Origin of the sequence: Streptomyces sp. NPDC005302, from assembly GCF_040607345.1 — a bacterium.
In the GTDB taxonomy this organism is placed as follows: Bacteria; Actinomycetota; Actinomycetes; order Streptomycetales; family Streptomycetaceae; genus Streptomyces.
The window spans coordinates 336,629-353,762 of record NZ_JBEXGN010000004.1; the positions used below are offsets into that span (position 1 = coordinate 336,629).

The window sequence follows — 17,134 nt, forward strand, 5'->3', positions numbered from 1 at the left end:
CAAGACCGGGCCGCGCCTGCTTCTACCCAACGAAGTGGAGATCCCCCAGCATGACGCAACCCACCGACATCCCGCGAGCCCCCGGCTTACCGCCAACCATCGTGGCGCTGTGCGCCGGCTACGGCGGCCTGGAAGCCGCGATCCGGGCCCACATCGGCGGCCAAGTCGCCGCCTACGCCGAGAACGACCCCTACGCCTCCACCGTCTACGCCGCCCGGCACCCCGGGGTGCCGAACCTCGGGGACATCACCGCCGTGGACTGGCGCCAAGTCCGCGACCTGTACCGGCCTGACGTCGTCGCCGCCGGCTTCCCGTGCAGGAACATCTCCAACGCTGGTCGAAAGGACGGAATCCATGGACGGTGGTCTCGGGTCTGGAAAAACGTCGCTCAGGCTGTGGGCGTCCTTCGACCGCGTCTCGTGTTCCTGGAAAACGTGGCGGCGCTCCGCTCGCGGGGGCTGGACGTCGTCGCCGCGGACCTGGCCGCGATCGGGTATGACGCGCGGTGGACATGTCTACGAGCTGGTGACCCCGAAACCGGCGCCCCGCACGAACGGGATCGCTGGTTCTCAGTTGCCCATCCCGCTGATGCCGACCCCCACCACCTCGGACGGCACTGGCGGCCCCGGCACCTCCCCCAAACGCAAGGGCGGCCTGAACCTGCGCACCGCAGTGACCCGACTGCCGGCCACCCCGGAGAACCCGGAGTCCTGAGCCTGGTCCCCACACCGGCCGCACGGGACTGGCGGTCCGGCGCCTCCAACCTGATGGACCGCAACGCCCGCCCGCTCAACGAGTTCGTCGTCAACCGACTCCCCTACAGCGGCTCATGGGTGTCCACGGACGGCGTCGACTACGGGCCCGCCATCCGCCGTTGGGAGCAGATCACCGGACGGCCGGCACCCTGCCCGACCGAGCCGGGAACGCGCGGCAACCGCCGGCTGTCCCCGGTCTTCACGGAATGGCTGATGGGCCTGCCCGACGGGTGGGTCACCGCCGTGCCCGGCATCCCCCGCAAAGAACAGCTCCGCATCCTCGGCAACGGAGTCGTGCCCCGCCAGGCACACCACGCCTACGGACTGCTGCTCGAATTCACCGCAACACGGCCACTGGAGGTGGCGGCATGAGCGAACATCTGCGTACCGCGCTCACCCTCGCGGCTCAAGGCGTGCCCGTGCTGCCGTTGCGCGAGGGAAAGGTGCCGTTCGGTAACTGCCGGGCCTGCGCCAAGAACGCATGCGGTGGCCGGCCGAACATGAGGACGCCCGGCTTCTGCACCTGCCCGGCGCCCTGCCACGGCTGGGCCGCCGCGACCACCGACCCGGACGTCATCGAGTCCGGCATCTGGCGCCGCGCATGGATGCGGGCACGTGCGGTCGCCTATCACCCCGGCGGGGCCTGGTTGACGGTCGTAGACCTAGACCACGCCGAAGCCATCGCATGGGCCCGCGAGACCCTGCCCGCCACGCGGACCGTGCCGACGACGCGCGGTGAGCACTGGCTCTACATGGGGCCCACGGCGTCGGCCAATGCCGTACGGCCCGGCGTGGACATCAAGTCGTCCATGCAATACGCCCGTTGGCTCGGCTCCGGGACCGGAACCATGGCGCCCTTGCCGGATGCCGTGCGAGCGCTGATCGTCAAGGAGCCCGCTCCGTTTCGCTCGGTGTGCGTCACGATGCCCGCGCTGGCCAGTGGGGATGAGTGCCCGCACCGCACGCCGACCTATCTGGACCGTGGGATCGCCATGGCGGAACAGCGCATCACCGAGGCCCGGGAGGCGGTGCACGCCACCGTCTACCGCACGTTCCTCGCGGTGCTGTCCACACACGGCCGGTGCGGCTGTCTCACCGAGACGCACACCGCGCGCCTGTTCACCGCAGCGCAAGCCAAGGGTGAATCGGCCCGGCACTGCACCGATGCGTGGACCAACGCCCTGACCACGTTGGGCCTGAACCATGTCTGACGACGACAAGACTCCCGGCCGCGAAGTCATCGCGGACTACGCGCAGGAGCACTTCCGATACTTCCGCACCGCGGACGGGACCGTTTACGCGCAGAAGAAGGGCCACCCTGTGGCCCGCCCGATCCGTTCACAGGGCACCACCGGCAGCCACAGGCAGGAACTCATGGTCGGACTGTTCAAGGACGGCATCGGCGTCTTCAACGGCTCCGCGCTCAAGGAAGCCTTGGACTTGATCGAAGCACTCGCGCTCACCGAAGACGTTCAGCCCGTGCACATCCGCGTGGCCCCCGGGTTCGACGGGGCGACGTGGCTGGACCTAGGACGCGGTGACGGGAGGTCCGTCCGCATCCACCCCACCGGGTGGGACATCCTTACCCCCGACCCACGCGAAGTCTGCTGGCGGCGCACACAGCTCACCGGGGAGCTCCCGCTGCCGGCGAAGGACACCGGCGGGAAGGGGATCGACCTCCTGATGCGGCTGTGTAACTTCGCCAACGCGGAAACCGAGTGCCTGGCCATCGTGTGGCTGATCGGCTGCCTCGGACCGTCCGTGCCTGTGCCCGCGCCGTTCCTCACCGGCCCCCAGGGCGCGGGCAAGTCCACCGGGGGACGGATGCTCACCCGGATCATTGAAGGGATGAGCGGTGACCTGCGGCGGGCACCGAAGGATGAGGAAAGCCTGATTGCAGCAGTGGCGGCGGGATGGGTCACCGCGTTGGACAACCTCTCCCACGTCACGCCGGACCTGTCCGACGCAATGTGCTGCATCGTGACCGGAGCCGAGAGCGTCAAGCGGGCCCTGTTCACCGACGGAGATGTCTTCCGCGTCGGCTACCGCCGACCCCTGCTCCTCACCGGCATCGACGTCGGCGTCATCCGCCCCGACCTCGCGGACCGGCTCCTCCCACTGCGGTTGGAACGCCCCAAGGTCCGGCGCACCGAGGCCGAACTGTGGGCCGAGTACGCAGAAGTCCTGCCGGTCGTCCTCGGCTCGCTTCTGGACCTCACGGTCAAGGTCCGGGCCGTGGAAGCAGAAACGCCCACCGACCTGCGGATGGCTGACTTCGCCCACCTGTGCGCGCAGTTCGACGCAGCAACCGGGCTGGGAGCTCTCGCGGCGTACCGGGCGAGTCTGGACGACCTGAACGACGACGTCATCGAAGGTGACCTCCTCGCACAGACCGTCCTCCTGCACGCCGACACCATGGAGCCCGGCGCGGCGCAGCGCATGACGTCCACCGAGTGGCTTGCCTGCCTCAGCGGCCTCTACAGCGGCGCGGACTGCCGTCCCCTGCCGAAGGGGTGGCCGACCACCGGCAAAGTCCTCTCCGACCGCCTCAAGCGCCTTCAACCCACCCTTGCGGCCCGCCGTGTCGTCGTCGACGCGGGCCGCACCAAAGCGGGCCGCTATCTCGAAATGACCCGCACACTGCCCCCGGCACCGCACGAGCAGTCGCGGGCGTTCTGACTCGCGATCCGCAGGCACAAGCGAACAGCAAGAGGAGCACGTGCTCCTCTTGCTGTTCGGCGGAACGCCGCCCCAAGGTCGCGCCGCGCAGCGGCTCCTTCTTCACGCCCTGAGGCGCAGCCAACTACTACAGGCAGCCCCTTCTTTGTCCTAAGTAGAAAGACGCTGCGTCACCCGTGTCACCACGGCCGGAAAACGGCTGCTGACCTGCGGCAACAGCGGTGACGCAGACGGATTTCTCTGCGTCATCCTGCGTCACCTGCGTCACCCGGTGACGCAATCGATGACGGACCGGTGACGCAGGACCGATTTGCCGTGTCACCGAAAACCGCAGGTCAGAAACCATAGTGACGCTGATGGCGCGGGTGACGCAGAAATCCGAGCCTCGGACACACAAGGAGTCCGAGGTCACCGATGCCAATGTGACTCAACTTCTGAGGACACCCCATGAGCCGATCCCGTTCCGCTCAACCCGACCCCCGCGCCGCCCTTCGCGGCGGCTTGCCCGATCGGTACCTCACCCCGGGCGACATCGCCGAGATCTTCGGTGTCCCCCTCGAAACCGTCTACCAGTGGCGCAAGAAGCGCACCGGCCCGGCCGGTTTCCGCATCGGCAAGCACCTGCGTTACGACCCCGCTGACGTTCAGGCCTTCGTCGCCCGGCAGCAGCGCGCCGAGATTGACGCCGCCTAGATCTGTCATCGCTGTTCCCAGGGAGGGCCGCCTCGGTGGCCCTCCCTCTGCATGAGGAGACGCAGACACCACATGGCCGGCCATATCCAAGACCGTTGGTTCAAGACCGAGAACGACGCCAACGGCAAGAGCATCCGCACGAAGTCCGACCGCCACGGCACCGGTCTCCGCTATCGGGCCCGCTACATCGGCCCCGATGGCACCGAGAAGTCGCAGAGCTTCCCCGATGGGCAGAAGCGCAAGGCTGAGCAGTGGCTGACAAAGACCAAGGCCGACATGGACGGCGGCCGCTACATCGACCCCAAGGCAGGGCGAATCACGTTCCGGCAGTACGCGGAAAAGTGGCTTCAGTCGCAGACAACAGACCCCACCACGCAGGAACCTGTCAGCGTCCAGATCCGGCGCCACGCCATCCCCTACCTGGGGTCTCGTCCCCTGGGCACGTTCAAGCCCGAGAACATCCGCGACTGGCTCGCCGACCTGGAGCGGGCCATTCCCGCGTCCAGCTACCGGCGGGTCATCTTTGCGAGCGTCTCTGGAGTCTTCGCCGCGGCTGTAGAGGACGACCACTTGCACCGGAACCCGTGTAAGTCCAGCACGGTCCGCGCCCCTGGTCCGAGTAATCGTCGTGTAGTCCCGTGGACTGCCGAGCGGACGTTCGCTGTGCGCGCCGCCCTCCCGGCGCAGCACCGTGCCATCGTCGACCTGGGGGCCGGCTGCGGTCTGCGACAGGGCGAGATCTTCGGGCTTCCGGCCGATGAGATCAGGTTCGACACTGGCTGGCTGCACGTCGCCTACCAGGTGAAGGTGTCCGGCGGGAAGCTCGTGTTCGCCCCTCCCAAGCGCGAGAAGGAACGGGACGTCCCGCTCTCCGACTCTGTCGCGCGCGCCCTCAAGGAGCACATGGCCGCTCATCCTCCCGTAGCGGTGACGTTGCCGTGGCAGCGCCCTGACGGTCGCCCGGTCACGAAGCAGCTCCTGTTCGTGCGCCCCGACGGCCGGGGCGCCTTGCGCCGTACGGACTTCAACACGCATTTCTGGAAGCCCGCACTCGTCGCGGCCGGCGTCATTCCTGAGCCCAGGCCGGGCGAACGTCACCAGGCCGCCCGCGAGCACGGCATGCACGCCCTGAGGCACTTCTACGCGTCCGTGCTCCTGGACGCGGGCGAGAACATCAAGGCGCTGAGTACCTACCTCGGGCACACCGACCCTGGCTTCACGCTCCGGGTGTACACGCACCTGCTGCCGAGCAGCGAGGGACGTAGCCGGAGGGCGGTGGACTCCGTGTTCCAACGCACCGGTTCAGCGTCCGACGGCCCAGAGACGGCCCAGCCGTAGCCGCACAGCCGTGGGGGCCCACGGTCAACGACCGTGGGCCCCATGAAGAAGACCGCAAAAACCTGCCCTGACCTGCCCCTACAGCACAGGCAAGTTCTTCCGCAGCTCGAAGGCCGTGACCTCGCTGCGGTACTCCTCCCATTCCGACTTCTTGTTGCGGAGGAAGAAGTCGAAGACGTGTTCGCCGAGGGTTTCGGCGACGAGTTCGCTGCGTTGCATGAGGGCCAGGGCCTCGCCGAGGTTCTGCGGGAGGGGCTCGATGCCCATCGCGCGGCGTTCGGCGTCGGAGAGGGCCCAGACGTCGTCGTCGGCGCCCGGCGGGAGCTCGTAGCCCTCCTCGATGCCCTTCAGGCCCGCGGCCAGCAGCAGCGCGTACGCCAGGTACGGGTTCGCGCCCGAGTCGATGGAGCGGACCTCGACCCGCGCCGAGCCGGTCTTGCCGGGCTTGTACATCGGGACGCGGACAAGGGCGGAGCGGTTGTTGTGGCCCCAGCAGATGTACGAGGGGGCCTCGCCGCCGGCGCCCGCCGTGCGCTCCGAGCCGCCCCAGATGCGCTTGTAGGAGTTGACCCACTGGTTGGTGACGGCGGAGATCTCGGCGGCGTGCTTGAGCAGGCCGGCGATGAAGGAGCGGCCCACCTTCGAGAGCTGGTACTCCGAGCCGGACTCGTAGAACGCGTTCCGGTCGCCCTCGAAGAGGGAGAGGTGGGTGTGCATACCGCTGCCCGGGTACTCCGAGAACGGCTTCGGCATGAACGTGGCCTGCACGCCCTGCTCCAGCGCGACCTGCTTCATGATCAGCCGGAAGGTCATGATGTTGTCGGCCGTGGAGAGCGCGTCGGCGTAGCGCAGGTCGATCTCCTGCTGGCCGGGGGCGCCCTCGTGGTGGCTGAACTCGACCGAGATGCCCATCGACTCCAGCATCGTGATGGCCTGGCGCCGGAAGTCCTGGCCCACGTTCTGCGGGGTGTGGTCGAAGTAGCCCGAGTTGTCCGCGGGGGTGGGCCGCGAGCCGTCCAGCGGGCGGTTCTTCAGCAGGAAGAACTCGATCTCGGGGTGGGTGTAGAAGGTGAAGCCCAGGTCGGACGTCTTGGCTAGGGCGCGCTTGAGGACGTAGCGCGGGTCCGCGAAGGACGGGGAGCCGTCCGGCATCAGGATGTCGCAGAACATCCGGGCCGTGCCGGGGGCCTCGGCGCGCCAGGGCAGCACCTGGAAGGTGGCCGGGTCGGGCTTCGCGATCATGTCGGACTCGTAGACGCGGGCGAAGCCCTCGATGGCGGAGCCGTCGAAGCCGATGCCCTCGTCGAAGGCCTGTTCCAGCTCGGCCGGGGCCACGGCCACCGACTTCAGGAAGCCGAGTACGTCCGTGAACCACAGACGTACGAACCGGATGTCACGCTCCTCCAGCGTCCGGAGCACGAACTCCTGCTGCTTGTCCATCTTCCGCTTCCACCCATCCTTGCTGGTCAGGCCGCCTGCTCCCACGCCTCGGAGACGATCGGGGCTCCTGAGCATCCCACCACAACACCATTTCATGCGCGTTGCGGACCTTGATCGACCGGGCGACCTCGGTCTGAACGCCTCGCGTACGGGAGGTGTCCTGCTCCGGTGCCCATACTGCCTGCTCACGGCCCCACCTGTAAGGGCCGACCCTCACCCACTCTCCGACCGGCCCCGTACGGCTTCGGCCAATCCCGCGCCCGCCCTGCCGACAGAGCTCCCCGGGCGATTACGATCAGCGCACCGACCGTCCCATCCTCATAAGGACTCACCATGGGTTCCGCCAAGAACACCAGCACCGGCTCGCGCAAGGCACGTATAGAGGAGCTGCGCCGTGCCGAGCGCTCCCGTGACCGGCGCAACCGGATCCTGGTGATCGCCGCCGCCGTGGTCGTCGTCATCGGCCTCGCCGTCGGCGGTGTCGTGCTGGTCCAGTCCCAGTCCGACGACAAGGACACCGCGAGCGACGCGAAGCAGGCCTCCGGGCACTTCGTCACGGGCGCGGACGGGGTGAAGACCTGGAAGGGCACCCTGGCGCGCAACCACGTCACGAAGACCGTGTCCTACCCGATGGAGCCCCCGGTCGGCGGTGACCACAACCAGGTCTGGATGAACTGCAACGGCGACGTCTACACCAAGGCGGTCAACAACATGAACGCCGTGCACTCGCTGGAGCACGGTGCGGTGTGGGTGACGTACAACAGCAAGGCGTCCGCGGACGACGTGAAGACGCTCGCCGCGAAGGTCAAGAAGACCCCGTACACGCTGATGAGCCCGGTCGACGACCAGAAGGACCCGATCATGCTGAGCGCCTGGGGCAAGCAGCGCACGGTGACGGGTGCGTCGGACAAGAACGTCGACGCGTTCTTCTCGGAGTTCGTGCAGGGCAAGCAGACGCCCGAGCCGGGTGCCGCCTGCACCAACGGTCTCTCCCAGTGAGGCATCTCGGGTGGATCGCGGGCGGCGCCGCGGCCGTGCTGGTCGGGGCCGGGGCGATCACGTACGCGGTGGCCGACGGCGACGACTCCGGGACGCGGGCGCCCGCCGCCGACTCGGCGGACGCCGGCTTCGCCCGGGACATGGCGGTCCACCACCAGCAGGCCGTCGAGATGTCGTACATCGTGCGGGACCGCACCAGGAACACGGAGGTGCGGCGGCTCGCGTACGACATCGCGCAGACGCAGGCCAACCAGCGGGGCATGCTGCTCGGCTGGCTCGACCTCTGGGAGCTGCCGAAAGTGTCGGCCGACCCGCCGATGACCTGGATGGGCATGGGTGACATGGCCTCCGGCAAGGACGGCTCGCTGATGCCGGGCATGGCCACCAACACCGAGATGAAGCGGCTCGGCACCCTCGACGGGAAGCGGGCCGAGGTCCTCTACCTCCAGTTGATGACCGACCACCACAAGGGCGGCATCCACATGGCCGAGGGCTGCGTCGAGAAGTGCACGGTGGGCGTGGAGAAGCGGCTCGCGCAGGGCATGGTCGCCTCGCAGCAGTCGGAACTCGACCTGATGGCCGGCCTGCTCGAGCAGCGGGGCGCGAAGCCCCGGAACTAGTCACGCAAGGCGGTCGCCGAGGCCCGCCGGGTCCGGCCGCGGGCGCCGCGCCCGCGGATCTGCGCACCTCCCCCTGCCCTCATCCCGACAGACCGAGGGAAAACCCTCGATCTTGGGCATGGAGATCCAACAAATCGCCCCAAACAGCCGTGAATCACGGCCACTTGGGGTTTCCTTGGCTCTTTCATTCCCCTGGCATGAACGGTTCATCGAAAGAGTGGCCCCCATCTGTGATCCATTCCTCCCGCCCTGGTAGGGCGTGGGGTCCCACGTGGTTCACCGACCAACCACTACATGCGACGAACCGCATCGCAGGGGGTTCTATGAGATCCAATCGCGCCACCAGGCGTGCCGGAGTGAGCATGGCAGCGACACTGCCGCTGCTCGCCGGTGCGCTGGCGTTCGGCATACCCGCGGCCCACGCCGCGGACGGTCCGAGCCGGGACACCCTCTCGGGCACCAAGCCCGCGTGGGCCACCGCCACGGCCGACAAGGGTGCTGCTTCGGACAGCTCCCAGGTCTCGGCCCGGGTCTACCTCGCCGGCCGGGACGCCAAGGGTCTGGCCGCGTACGCCAGGTCCGTGTCCGACCCGAACTCGGCCTCGTACGGCAAGTACCTGAGCGCCAAGAAGACGCAGGCACGTTTCGGCGCCACCAAGGCGCAGGTCGCCGCGGTGACCTCGTGGCTGCGGTCCGCGGGCCTGAAGGTCACCGGAACCACGCAGCACTACGTCTCCGTCAGCGGTGACGTGGCCGCCGCCGAGAAGGCGTTCGGCACGCAGCTGCACAACTTCACCAAGGGCAAGAAGACCTACCGCGCGCCGTCGAAGACGGCCTCCGCGCCGGCCGCCCTCAACGGCGCCGTCCTGACCGTCACCGGCCTGGACAACGCCCCGCACAAGGCGCAGCACGCGGATCAACTGCCGCCGCCGGACGCGGTGTTCAAGAACGCCGGGCCGTTCTCCTCGTACTACGGCTCGAACACCGCGAGCGCCCTGCCGTCCGCCTACGGGAAGAAGATCCCGTACGCCGTGCAGGGGTACACGGGCAAGCAGCTGCGTGCCGCGTACGGCGCGGGCAGCCGCACCGGCAAGAACGTCCGCGTCGCCATCACGGACGCGTACGCCTCGCCGACCATCGCCTACGACGCGGCCACCTACGCCGCGAAGCACGGTGACGTGAAGTACTCCACCAGCCAGCTCCGTCAGGTGCTGCCGGCGGGTTACACGAAGACCGAGGAGTGCGGGGCGGCCGGCTGGTACGGCGAGGAGACCCTCGACGTCGAGGCCGTGCACGCCGTCGCGCCGGGCGCGAGCATCACGTACGTGGGTGCCGCGTCCTGCTACGACGACGACCTGCTCGACTCGCTGAGCAAGATCGTCGACGGGCACCTGGCCGACATCGTCTCCAACTCGTGGGGCGACATCGAGGCCAACCAGACCCCGGACCTCGCGGCGGCCTACGACCAGGTCTTCCAGTTCGGCGCGGTCGAGGGCATCGGCTTCTACTTCTCCTCCGGTGACAACGGCGACGAGGTCGCCAACACCGGCACGAAGCAGGTCGACACCCCGGCCAACTCGGCGTGGGTGACGGCGGTCGGCGGTACCTCGCTGGCGGTCGGCAAAGGCGACAAGTACCTGTGGGAGACCGGCTGGGGCACCAAGAAGGCCTCGCTGTCCGAGGACGGCAAGAGCTGGACCGGGTTCCCGGGCGCGTTCACCTCGGGCGCCGGCGGCGGCACCAGCAAGACCGTGGCGGAGCCCTTCTACCAGAAGGGTGTCGTCCCGAACGCGCTGGCCAAGGCAAACAACGCCGCGGGTAACCGGGTCGTCCCGGACATCTCGGCGATCGCCGACCCCAACACCGGTTTCAAGGTCGGCCAGACGCAGACCTTCCCGGACGGGACGGAGCAGTACAGCGAGTACCGCATCGGCGGCACCTCGCTCGCCGCTCCGGTGATCGCGGCCGTCCAGGCGCTCGCCCAGGAGGCGCGCGGCGGCAAGGCGATCGGTTTCGCCAACCCGTCGATCTACTCCAAGGCCGGCTCGAAGTCGTACCACGACGTCACGGACCACCCCACCTCGGGGACCGGACTCGCCGTGGCGCGCGTCGACTTCGCGAACGGCATCGACGCGACGGACGGTCTGCTCACCTCGGTGCGCACGCTCGGCGCGGACAGCTCGCTGAAGGCCGTGAAGGGCTACGACGACGTGACCGGCGTGGGCTCCCCCGCCCCGGGCTACGTCAACTCGTACAGCCGTCACTGACCGGCATTCACCCACGATGCGCCCGCCTCCCCCGGGAGGCGGGCGCATCGCGCGTTCCGCACACGCGACCGCCGGGAGACGGCGGCCACTTCGCCTTACCCGCGGTCCGGTGGATTCGCGTCCCAGCCCGCGGCGAACGACCACGTGACGTTCCCGGTGGGAACGAAGGCGATGGACGCGGAATGGCGGTTCTCCGCCAACGCGATGTCGTTCAGGGTCGGCACGATGTGTTTCTCGCAGCTCAGCGGTATCGAGATGTTCCTGGGCCGCAGTTTGACGAGCACCTTCCCCGGGCCCTGGCAGTCGACGGCGACAGCCAGTGTGGCGGCCGCCGTGCCGCGCCTCGGAATGGCGTAGGCGCGTTGCCCTGTGAGGGCCTTTCCGCCGACCACCACATCGACACCCAGGTCCGACAGGTCGGGGGTCCTGGCCGCGCTGGGCGCGTGGGGATCGGCGGCAGCGGGCGAGGCGGGTGCCGTCGTCGCGTCGGCGGACACGGCGGCGGACGGCCGCGCGACATGATGCCCCGATGAGGGGCGGCCACCGGAACAGCCCGCGAGCAGGGCGACCGGAACGACCCCGCAGAGCAGGAGGGCGATCGGTCGCCTCGCCAAGGTCGGTCGCCGTTCCGGCCCGGGTGTCGTTCCCGCCGCGCCGTTCGACGTCGCCGTGGTGTTCATGGCCTCTCCCCGTCCCCCTCTCCGCCGCGGAAAGGCTCAGGAGAAACAATCCGGTGCGCACCTGCGCCCGTCAGCCATTGCGCGGATTCTTGAGGAGAATCTGAGCCCGCCTGGAAAGGGAGCGAAAGAACTCCCCGGTGCCACGCCGTACTCCACCGTCCGCGTACGGAAAACGGAGTCGGCGGGTCCGGGACCACCGGCCCATCGCGTCGCTCTGACGATTACACTGGCCGGGTGTCTTCTCTGAACTTCCGGTCGCTCTATCAGCACGGCTTCGCGCGCGTCGCCGCCTGCACGGGCCACACCGTCATCGCGGACCCGCCCGCCAACGCCGAGGCGGTGCTGCGCCAGGCGCGCAGGTGCGCCGACGAGGGTGTGGCCGTCGCCGTCTTCCCCGAGATGGGGCTGTGCGGCTACTCGATCGAGGACCTGCTGCTCCAGGACGCGCTGCTCGACCAGGTCGAGGAAGCGCTCCGTACGGTGGTGGCGGGGTCGGCGGAGCTCCTGCCGGTCCTGGTCGTGGGCGCCCCGCTGCGTCATCGCAACCGGGTCTACAACTGCGCGGTGGTCGTGCACCGGGGACGGGTCCTCGGTGTCGTGCCCAAGTCGTACCCGCCGAACTATCGGGAGTTCTACGAACGCCGGCAGATCGCCGCGGGTGACGACGAACGCGGCGGCTCCATCCGGCTCGACGGCGAGACCGTGCCGTTCGGCGTGGACCTCCTGTTCGCCGCCGACGACGTGCCGGGCCTGGTGCTGCACGCGGAGATCTGCGAGGACATGTGGGTGCCGGTGCCGCCGAGCGCCGAGGCGGCCCTGGCGGGCGCCACCGTCCTCGCCAACCTCTCCGGCAGCCCGATCACCGTCGGCAGGGCCGAGGACCGCAAGCTGATGTGCCGCTCCGCGTCCTCGCGCTGCATCGCCGCGTACGTGTACGCGGCGGCCGGTCTCGGCGAGTCGACCACCGACCTGTCCTGGGACGGCCAGACGATGATCTACGAGAACGGGGCGCTGCTGGCCGAGTCCGACCGCTTCCCGCTCGACGACCAGTTCGCCGTGGCCGACGTCGACCTCGACCTGCTGCGCCAGGAGCGGCTGCGGACCGGCAGCTTCGACGACAACCGGCGCACCCACGCCACCCGCACCGCCGAGTTCCGGACGCTGCCGTTCCGGCTCGACGCGCCGACCGGCGATCTGGGCCTGCGGCGCCGGATCGAGCGTTTCCCGTTCGTGCCCGCGGATCCCGACCGGCTGGCCCAGGACTGCTACGAGGCGTACAACATCCAGGTCGCGGGCCTCCAGCAGCGGCTCGCGGCGATCGGTGGCCCGAAGGTGGTCATCGGGGTGTCCGGCGGTCTCGACTCCACGCACGCGCTGATCGTCGCGGCCCGCGCGATGGACCGGGCGGGCCGCCCGCGCAGCGACATCCTCGCCTTCACCCTGCCCGGCTTCGCCACCAGCGACCACACCAAGGGCAACGCGCACGAGCTGATGCGCTCCCTCGGTGTCACCGCGGCCGAGCTGGACATCACGCCGACCGCCCGGCTGATGCTGGACGAGATGGGTCACCCCTTCGCCTCCGGCGAGCCCGTGTACGACGTCACGTTCGAGAACGTGCAGGCCGGACTGCGCACCGACTACCTCTTCCGGCTCGCCAACCAGCGTGGCGGCATCGTGCTCGGGACCGGTGACCTGTCGGAGCTGGCGCTCGGCTGGTCCACGTACGGCGTGGGTGACCAGATGAGTCACTACAACGTCAACTCGGGTGTGCCGAAGACGCTGATCCAGCATCTGATCCGGTGGGTCATCGGCAGCGGCCAGTTCGGCGAGGACACCGACCGGACGCTCGCCGCGATCCTCGACACGGAGATCAGCCCGGAGCTCGTACCGGGCGAGGAGATGCAGTCCACCGAGTCGAGGATCGGCCCGTACGCGCTGCACGACTTCACCCTGTTCTACGTGCTGCGCTACGGCTTCCGGCCGTCGAAGATCGCCTTCCTGGCCTGGCACGCGTGGCACGACCCGGACGCGGGTGCCTGGCCGCCCAACTTCCCGGCGGCCAAGAGGAGCGCGTACGACCTGCCGGAGATCCGGCGCTGGCTGGACGTGTTCTGCCGCCGCTTCTTCGGGTTCGCCCAGTTCAAGCGCTCGGCCATGCCGAACGGGCCGAAGGTCTCGGCCGGCGGTTCGCTCTCGCCGCGCGGTGACTGGCGTGCGCCGTCCGACGGTTCGGCCCGCACCTGGCTGCGCGACCTGGCCCGTTTCGACCCCCCGGAGACCAAGGACTGACCCTCCCGGAGACTGCGGGCCGGACAGTCCCGGGGACGTCCGGCCGGCCTCTCCCGGGGACCGCGGGCCCGCCGTCGGGCGGCGCGGCGCCTCGGACCGGCGGCGCGGCCCCCCGGGCCCCGCTCAGCGGCGCAGTGCCTCCGGCCGCTCGGGCACGCCCGTGGCGACCACGCGCGCGTGCTGGACCGGCCGCGTCGTGCGGCTCCGGTCCACCGCGTACGCCGTGCCCGCCACCGCGAGGCCCAGGACCGCGAGCCCCGCCCCGGCGACGGCCGGCGAGGTGGCGCCGAAGCCCGCGGCCAGGGCGAGCCCGCCGATCCAGGCGCCGCCGGCGTTCGCGAGGTTGAACGCGGCCTGGTTCGCGGAGGACGCGAGGGACGGTGCCGCCGCGGCCTTCTCCATGACCATGAGCTGGAGCGGCGAGCCGGTGACGAAGGCCGCCGTGCCGAGCAGGGTGACACCGACGGCGGCACTCCACTGGGCGCCCATGAGGACCGGGAAGAGCGCGAGGACCACGACCAGGGAGACCAGGCCGCCGAACAGGGTGCCGCGCAGCGAGTGGTCCGCGAGCCGGCCGCCGAGCAGGTTGCCCGCGGTCGCGCCGACCCCGAAGAGCGCCAGCAGCAGCGTGACGCTGCCCTCGGTGTATCCGGCGGAGTCCGTGAGCATCGGCGTGATGTAGCTGTACGCGGAGAAGAGCGCGCCGAAGCCCGCGACGGTCGTCCCGAGCGCGAGCCAGACGGGCAGCGAGCGCAGCGCGGCCAGCTCGCCGCGCAGGCCGCCCTCGGAGGCGTGCGCGCGGTCGTGCGGGATCAGCAGGAACAGCGAGGCGATGGCGGCGACGCCGATCACGCTCACGCCGAGGAAGGTGGCGCGCCAGCCCAGGTGCTGGCCCATCGCGGTGGCGACCGGGACGCCGACGATGTTCGCGACGGTGAGGCCGAGGAACATCAGCGAGACGGAGCGGGCCTTGCGCTCGGGGCCGACCAGGCCGGTGGCGACGACGGCGCCGACGCCGAAGAAGGCGCCGTGCGGCAGACCGCTCAGGAAGCGGGCGGCGAGCAGCCAGTGGTGGTCGGGGGCGAACGCGGAGAGCGCGTTGCCCACCACGAAGAGGCCCATCAGGGAGATGAGGACCGTGCGGCGGGACATCCGGGCGGTGGCCGCGGCGAGCAGCGGGGCACCGATCACGACACCGAGCGCGTACGCCGAGACGAGGTGTCCCGCGGTCGGTATGGATATGTGCAGGTCGTCGGCGACGTCGGGCAGCAGCCCCATCATGACGAACTCGGTGGTGCCGATGCCGAAGGCGCCCACGGCGAGGGCGAGCAGGGCCAGGGGCATGAGAGGCCTTTCGAAGAAAGCGGGGACGGGCGGGTCGCGTGCGCACGCGGGGGCGTACGGGATCGCGGGCGCACGGCTCGACCCGCACACGGCCATGTGTGCGGGTCGCGATCGAACGTTAAGTTCAGCCGGTGAACAAAGTCTGCCGGGCCCAGTATTCCAGGAGGTTAAGAAGCGGTTGCGTCCATCTTGACGCGGGCGGCGACCGGGAGGTGGTCGCTGCCTGTCTCGGGCAGGGTCCACGAGGTCACCGGCTCGATGCCCTTGACCATGATCTGGTCGATCCGGGCCATCGGGAACGACGCCGGCCAGCTGAACCCGAAGCCGCTGCCCGCCGCGCCCTGGGTGGAGCGCATCTGCGCGGTGACGGCGTTCAGGGCGCGGTCGTTCATCGTGCCGTTGAGGTCACCGAGCAGGACGACCTGCTTCAGCCGCTCGTCGGCGATGGCCTCGCCCAGCGCGTCGGCGCTCTTGTCGCGCTGCCGGGCGGTGAACCCGGCCTCCATCTTCACGCGCACCGACGGCAGGTGGGCGACGTACACGGCGACCTGGCCGGCCGGCGCGGTCACGGTGGCCCGCATCGCGCGTGTCCAGCCCAGCTTGATGTCCACGGGCCGGGTGCCGCTGAGCGGGTACTTGCTCCACAGCCCGACGGTGCCCTGCACCGAGTGGTACTTGTACGTCGGGGCGAGCGCCCGCTCGTACACCGGCACGGCGGACGCGGTCAGCTCCTCCAGGGCCAGCACGTCGGCGCCGGAGGCGGCCACGTCGCGGGCGGTGCCGGACGGGTCCGGGTTGTCGGCGTTGACGTTGTGGGTGGCGACGGTGAGGTCGCCGCCGCTGCCGGTCTTGTCGGTGAGCAGCCCGCCGAAGACGTTCAGCCAGACGACGGCGGGCAGCAGCACGGCGATCAGGGCCGTGACGGACTTGCGTACCAGGGCGAGGACCAGCAGGACCGGGATGAGGAGCCCGGCCCAGGGCAGGAAGGTCTCGGTGAGGCTGCCGAGGTTGCCGATCCGGTTGGGGATCTGCGCGTGCGTGAGCATCACCAGGGCGAGGAGGACCGCGATCGCGGCGAGGACCAGGCCGCGCCGCCAGATGCCGCGGTCCCCGCGCCAGCCGTCGAACAGGCGCCGGAACCGGGAACCTCTGCGGTCCGGCCCTTGGCCGCCGCTGCCCGTCTCCGTCATATACGCCTGCGCCATACCGTCGCCTCACAAACTGCCGTGCGCACCGTCTGCCCCTCGACTACGACCCTAGGGGATGTTCGGTGTCGTTCTCGCCGTCCAGGACGGCCGTACAGGCAAGGGGACGTACAACTTCGCGTCCGGAGTTCCGTTCGGAGGCCCGTGGCACCCCCTCTGTGACGAAACGCGCACATTCACACCGTCAGGAACAGTCCGGTTCACGGCCGGGCGGGGCGCAGCCCCTCCAACAGCGTGTCGACGACCCGTTCGGCGAGGCCCTCGGGCAGATCGGTGTCGGGGCGCAGCACGGTCCGCACGAGCAGCGGGCCGACGAACATGTCGTTGAGGAGTTCGATGTCGACGTCGGCGCGGAGTTCGCCGTTCTCCTGGCCGCGGCGCAGCACCTCGTAGCCGATCTGGCGGCGGGGGGCGATGACCGTGGCGTCGTACGCGGCCCAGAGTTTGGGGCTGCTCTTCATCTGGGCGTGCACGTTGTGCAGGATCGCCGAGGAGCGGCTGACCAGGCCGCGGCGGCGCAGCGACTCCAGCAGGACGACGAGGTCGTCGCGCATGGAGACGCCGGGCAGCTCGGGGTCCTGGGGTTCGGCGGCGCGCATCACGTCGACGAACAGCTCGTCCTTGCCGCTCCAGCGGCGGTAGATGGTCGCCTTGCCGACGCCGACGGTGCGGGCGAGCCGCTCGATGGAGATGTCCGCGAGCGGAACTCCCTCTTCCAGGAGTTTCATCACGCCCTCGATGATGGCCCGCTCCACGGCCTCGCTGCGGGGCCTTCCCCGGTTGGGGCACCCCTGCCTGTCACGGCCTTCCGCGAGACTCACGTCG

At 69.7% G+C, this 17,134-nt stretch carries 14 protein-coding genes; 9 read left to right on the forward strand and 5 right to left on the reverse strand.

What is annotated here, in order from left to right; all coding sequences use genetic code 11:
* The first annotated feature begins 50 nt into the window (after nucleotides 1–50).
* From ABZT74_RS08210 to ABZT74_RS08230, 5 genes are all read left to right on the forward strand, one after another.
* On the forward strand, nucleotides 51–1,127 hold the full coding sequence (locus tag ABZT74_RS08210) for a DNA cytosine methyltransferase (RefSeq protein ID WP_356433767.1): 1,077 nt from the start codon (nucleotides 51–53) through the stop codon (nucleotides 1,125–1,127).
* Nucleotides 1,124–1,966 (forward strand): bifunctional DNA primase/polymerase, encoded by an 843-nt coding sequence (locus ABZT74_RS08215; RefSeq protein ID WP_356433768.1) that lies wholly within the window; start codon nucleotides 1,124–1,126, stop codon nucleotides 1,964–1,966. The genes ABZT74_RS08210 and ABZT74_RS08215 overlap by 4 nt, the downstream gene beginning before the upstream one ends.
* On the forward strand, nucleotides 1,959–3,434 hold the full coding sequence (locus tag ABZT74_RS08220) for an ATP-binding protein (RefSeq protein WP_356433769.1): 1,476 nt from the start codon (nucleotides 1,959–1,961) through the stop codon (nucleotides 3,432–3,434). Before ABZT74_RS08215 ends, ABZT74_RS08220 begins: the two co-directional genes overlap by 8 nt.
* Nucleotides 3,435–3,881: 447 nt before the next feature.
* On the forward strand, nucleotides 3,882–4,127 hold the full coding sequence (locus tag ABZT74_RS08225) for a helix-turn-helix domain-containing protein (RefSeq protein ID WP_356433770.1): 246 nt from the start codon (nucleotides 3,882–3,884) through the stop codon (nucleotides 4,125–4,127).
* 72 nt (nucleotides 4,128–4,199) lie between these two features.
* Entirely contained in the window at nucleotides 4,200–5,465 is a 1,266-nt protein-coding gene (locus tag ABZT74_RS08230; RefSeq protein WP_356433771.1) for a site-specific integrase, read from the forward strand.
* Between the two features lie 78 nt (nucleotides 5,466–5,543).
* Here the strand turns inward: ABZT74_RS08230 and glnA are convergent, their stop codons facing one another.
* Nucleotides 5,544–6,905: a type I glutamate--ammonia ligase gene (gene glnA / locus ABZT74_RS08235; protein WP_355870349.1), complete on the reverse strand. Its 1,362-nt coding sequence runs from the start codon at nucleotides 6,903–6,905 to the stop codon at nucleotides 5,544–5,546.
* Between the two features lie 333 nt (nucleotides 6,906–7,238).
* Between glnA and ABZT74_RS08240 the strand changes: the two genes are divergently transcribed.
* From ABZT74_RS08240 to ABZT74_RS08250, 3 genes are all read left to right on the forward strand, one after another.
* Nucleotides 7,239–7,904 carry a DUF3105 domain-containing protein gene (locus ABZT74_RS08240; protein WP_356165912.1) on the forward strand — a complete coding sequence of 222 codons (666 nt, stop codon included), beginning with the start codon at nucleotides 7,239–7,241 and terminating at the stop codon, nucleotides 7,902–7,904.
* Nucleotides 7,901–8,524 (forward strand): DUF305 domain-containing protein, encoded by a 624-nt coding sequence (locus ABZT74_RS08245; protein WP_355870344.1) that lies wholly within the window; start codon nucleotides 7,901–7,903, stop codon nucleotides 8,522–8,524. Before ABZT74_RS08240 ends, ABZT74_RS08245 begins: the two co-directional genes overlap by 4 nt.
* Nucleotides 8,525–8,886: 362 nt before the next feature.
* Nucleotides 8,887–10,791, forward strand: a complete 1,905-nt coding sequence (locus ABZT74_RS08250; RefSeq protein ID WP_356433772.1) for a S53 family peptidase — start codon at nucleotides 8,887–8,889, stop codon at nucleotides 10,789–10,791.
* A gap of 95 nt (nucleotides 10,792–10,886) precedes the next feature.
* On the opposite strand, the gene ABZT74_RS08255 is transcribed toward ABZT74_RS08250, so the two are convergent.
* Entirely contained in the window at nucleotides 10,887–11,471 is a 585-nt protein-coding gene (locus ABZT74_RS08255; protein ID WP_356433773.1) for a hypothetical protein, read from the reverse strand.
* A 243-nt stretch (nucleotides 11,472–11,714) separates the two neighbouring features.
* On the opposite strand from ABZT74_RS08255, the gene ABZT74_RS08260 reads away from it, so the two are divergent.
* On the forward strand, nucleotides 11,715–13,760 hold the full coding sequence (locus ABZT74_RS08260) for an NAD(+) synthase (RefSeq protein ID WP_356433826.1): 2,046 nt from the start codon (nucleotides 11,715–11,717) through the stop codon (nucleotides 13,758–13,760).
* A gap of 123 nt (nucleotides 13,761–13,883) precedes the next feature.
* On the opposite strand, the gene ABZT74_RS08265 is transcribed toward ABZT74_RS08260, so the two are convergent.
* The 3 genes from ABZT74_RS08265 to ABZT74_RS08275 all read right to left on the reverse strand — a co-directional run bounded on the left by ABZT74_RS08265 (nucleotide 13,884) and on the right by ABZT74_RS08275 (nucleotide 17,130).
* Nucleotides 13,884–15,104, reverse strand: coding sequence for an MFS transporter (locus tag ABZT74_RS08265; RefSeq protein WP_355870332.1), 1,221 nt, complete (start codon nucleotides 15,102–15,104; stop codon nucleotides 13,884–13,886).
* Nucleotides 15,105–15,271: 167 nt separating this feature from the next.
* Nucleotides 15,272–16,309 (reverse strand): endonuclease/exonuclease/phosphatase family protein, encoded by a 1,038-nt coding sequence (locus ABZT74_RS08270; protein WP_356165923.1) that lies wholly within the window; start codon nucleotides 16,307–16,309, stop codon nucleotides 15,272–15,274.
* Nucleotides 16,310–16,509: 200 nt separating this feature from the next.
* A complete protein-coding gene (locus ABZT74_RS08275) occupies nucleotides 16,510–17,130 on the reverse strand; it encodes a TetR/AcrR family transcriptional regulator (RefSeq protein ID WP_356165926.1) in 621 nt (206 codons plus the stop codon).
* Nucleotides 17,131–17,134 lie beyond the last annotated feature (4 nt).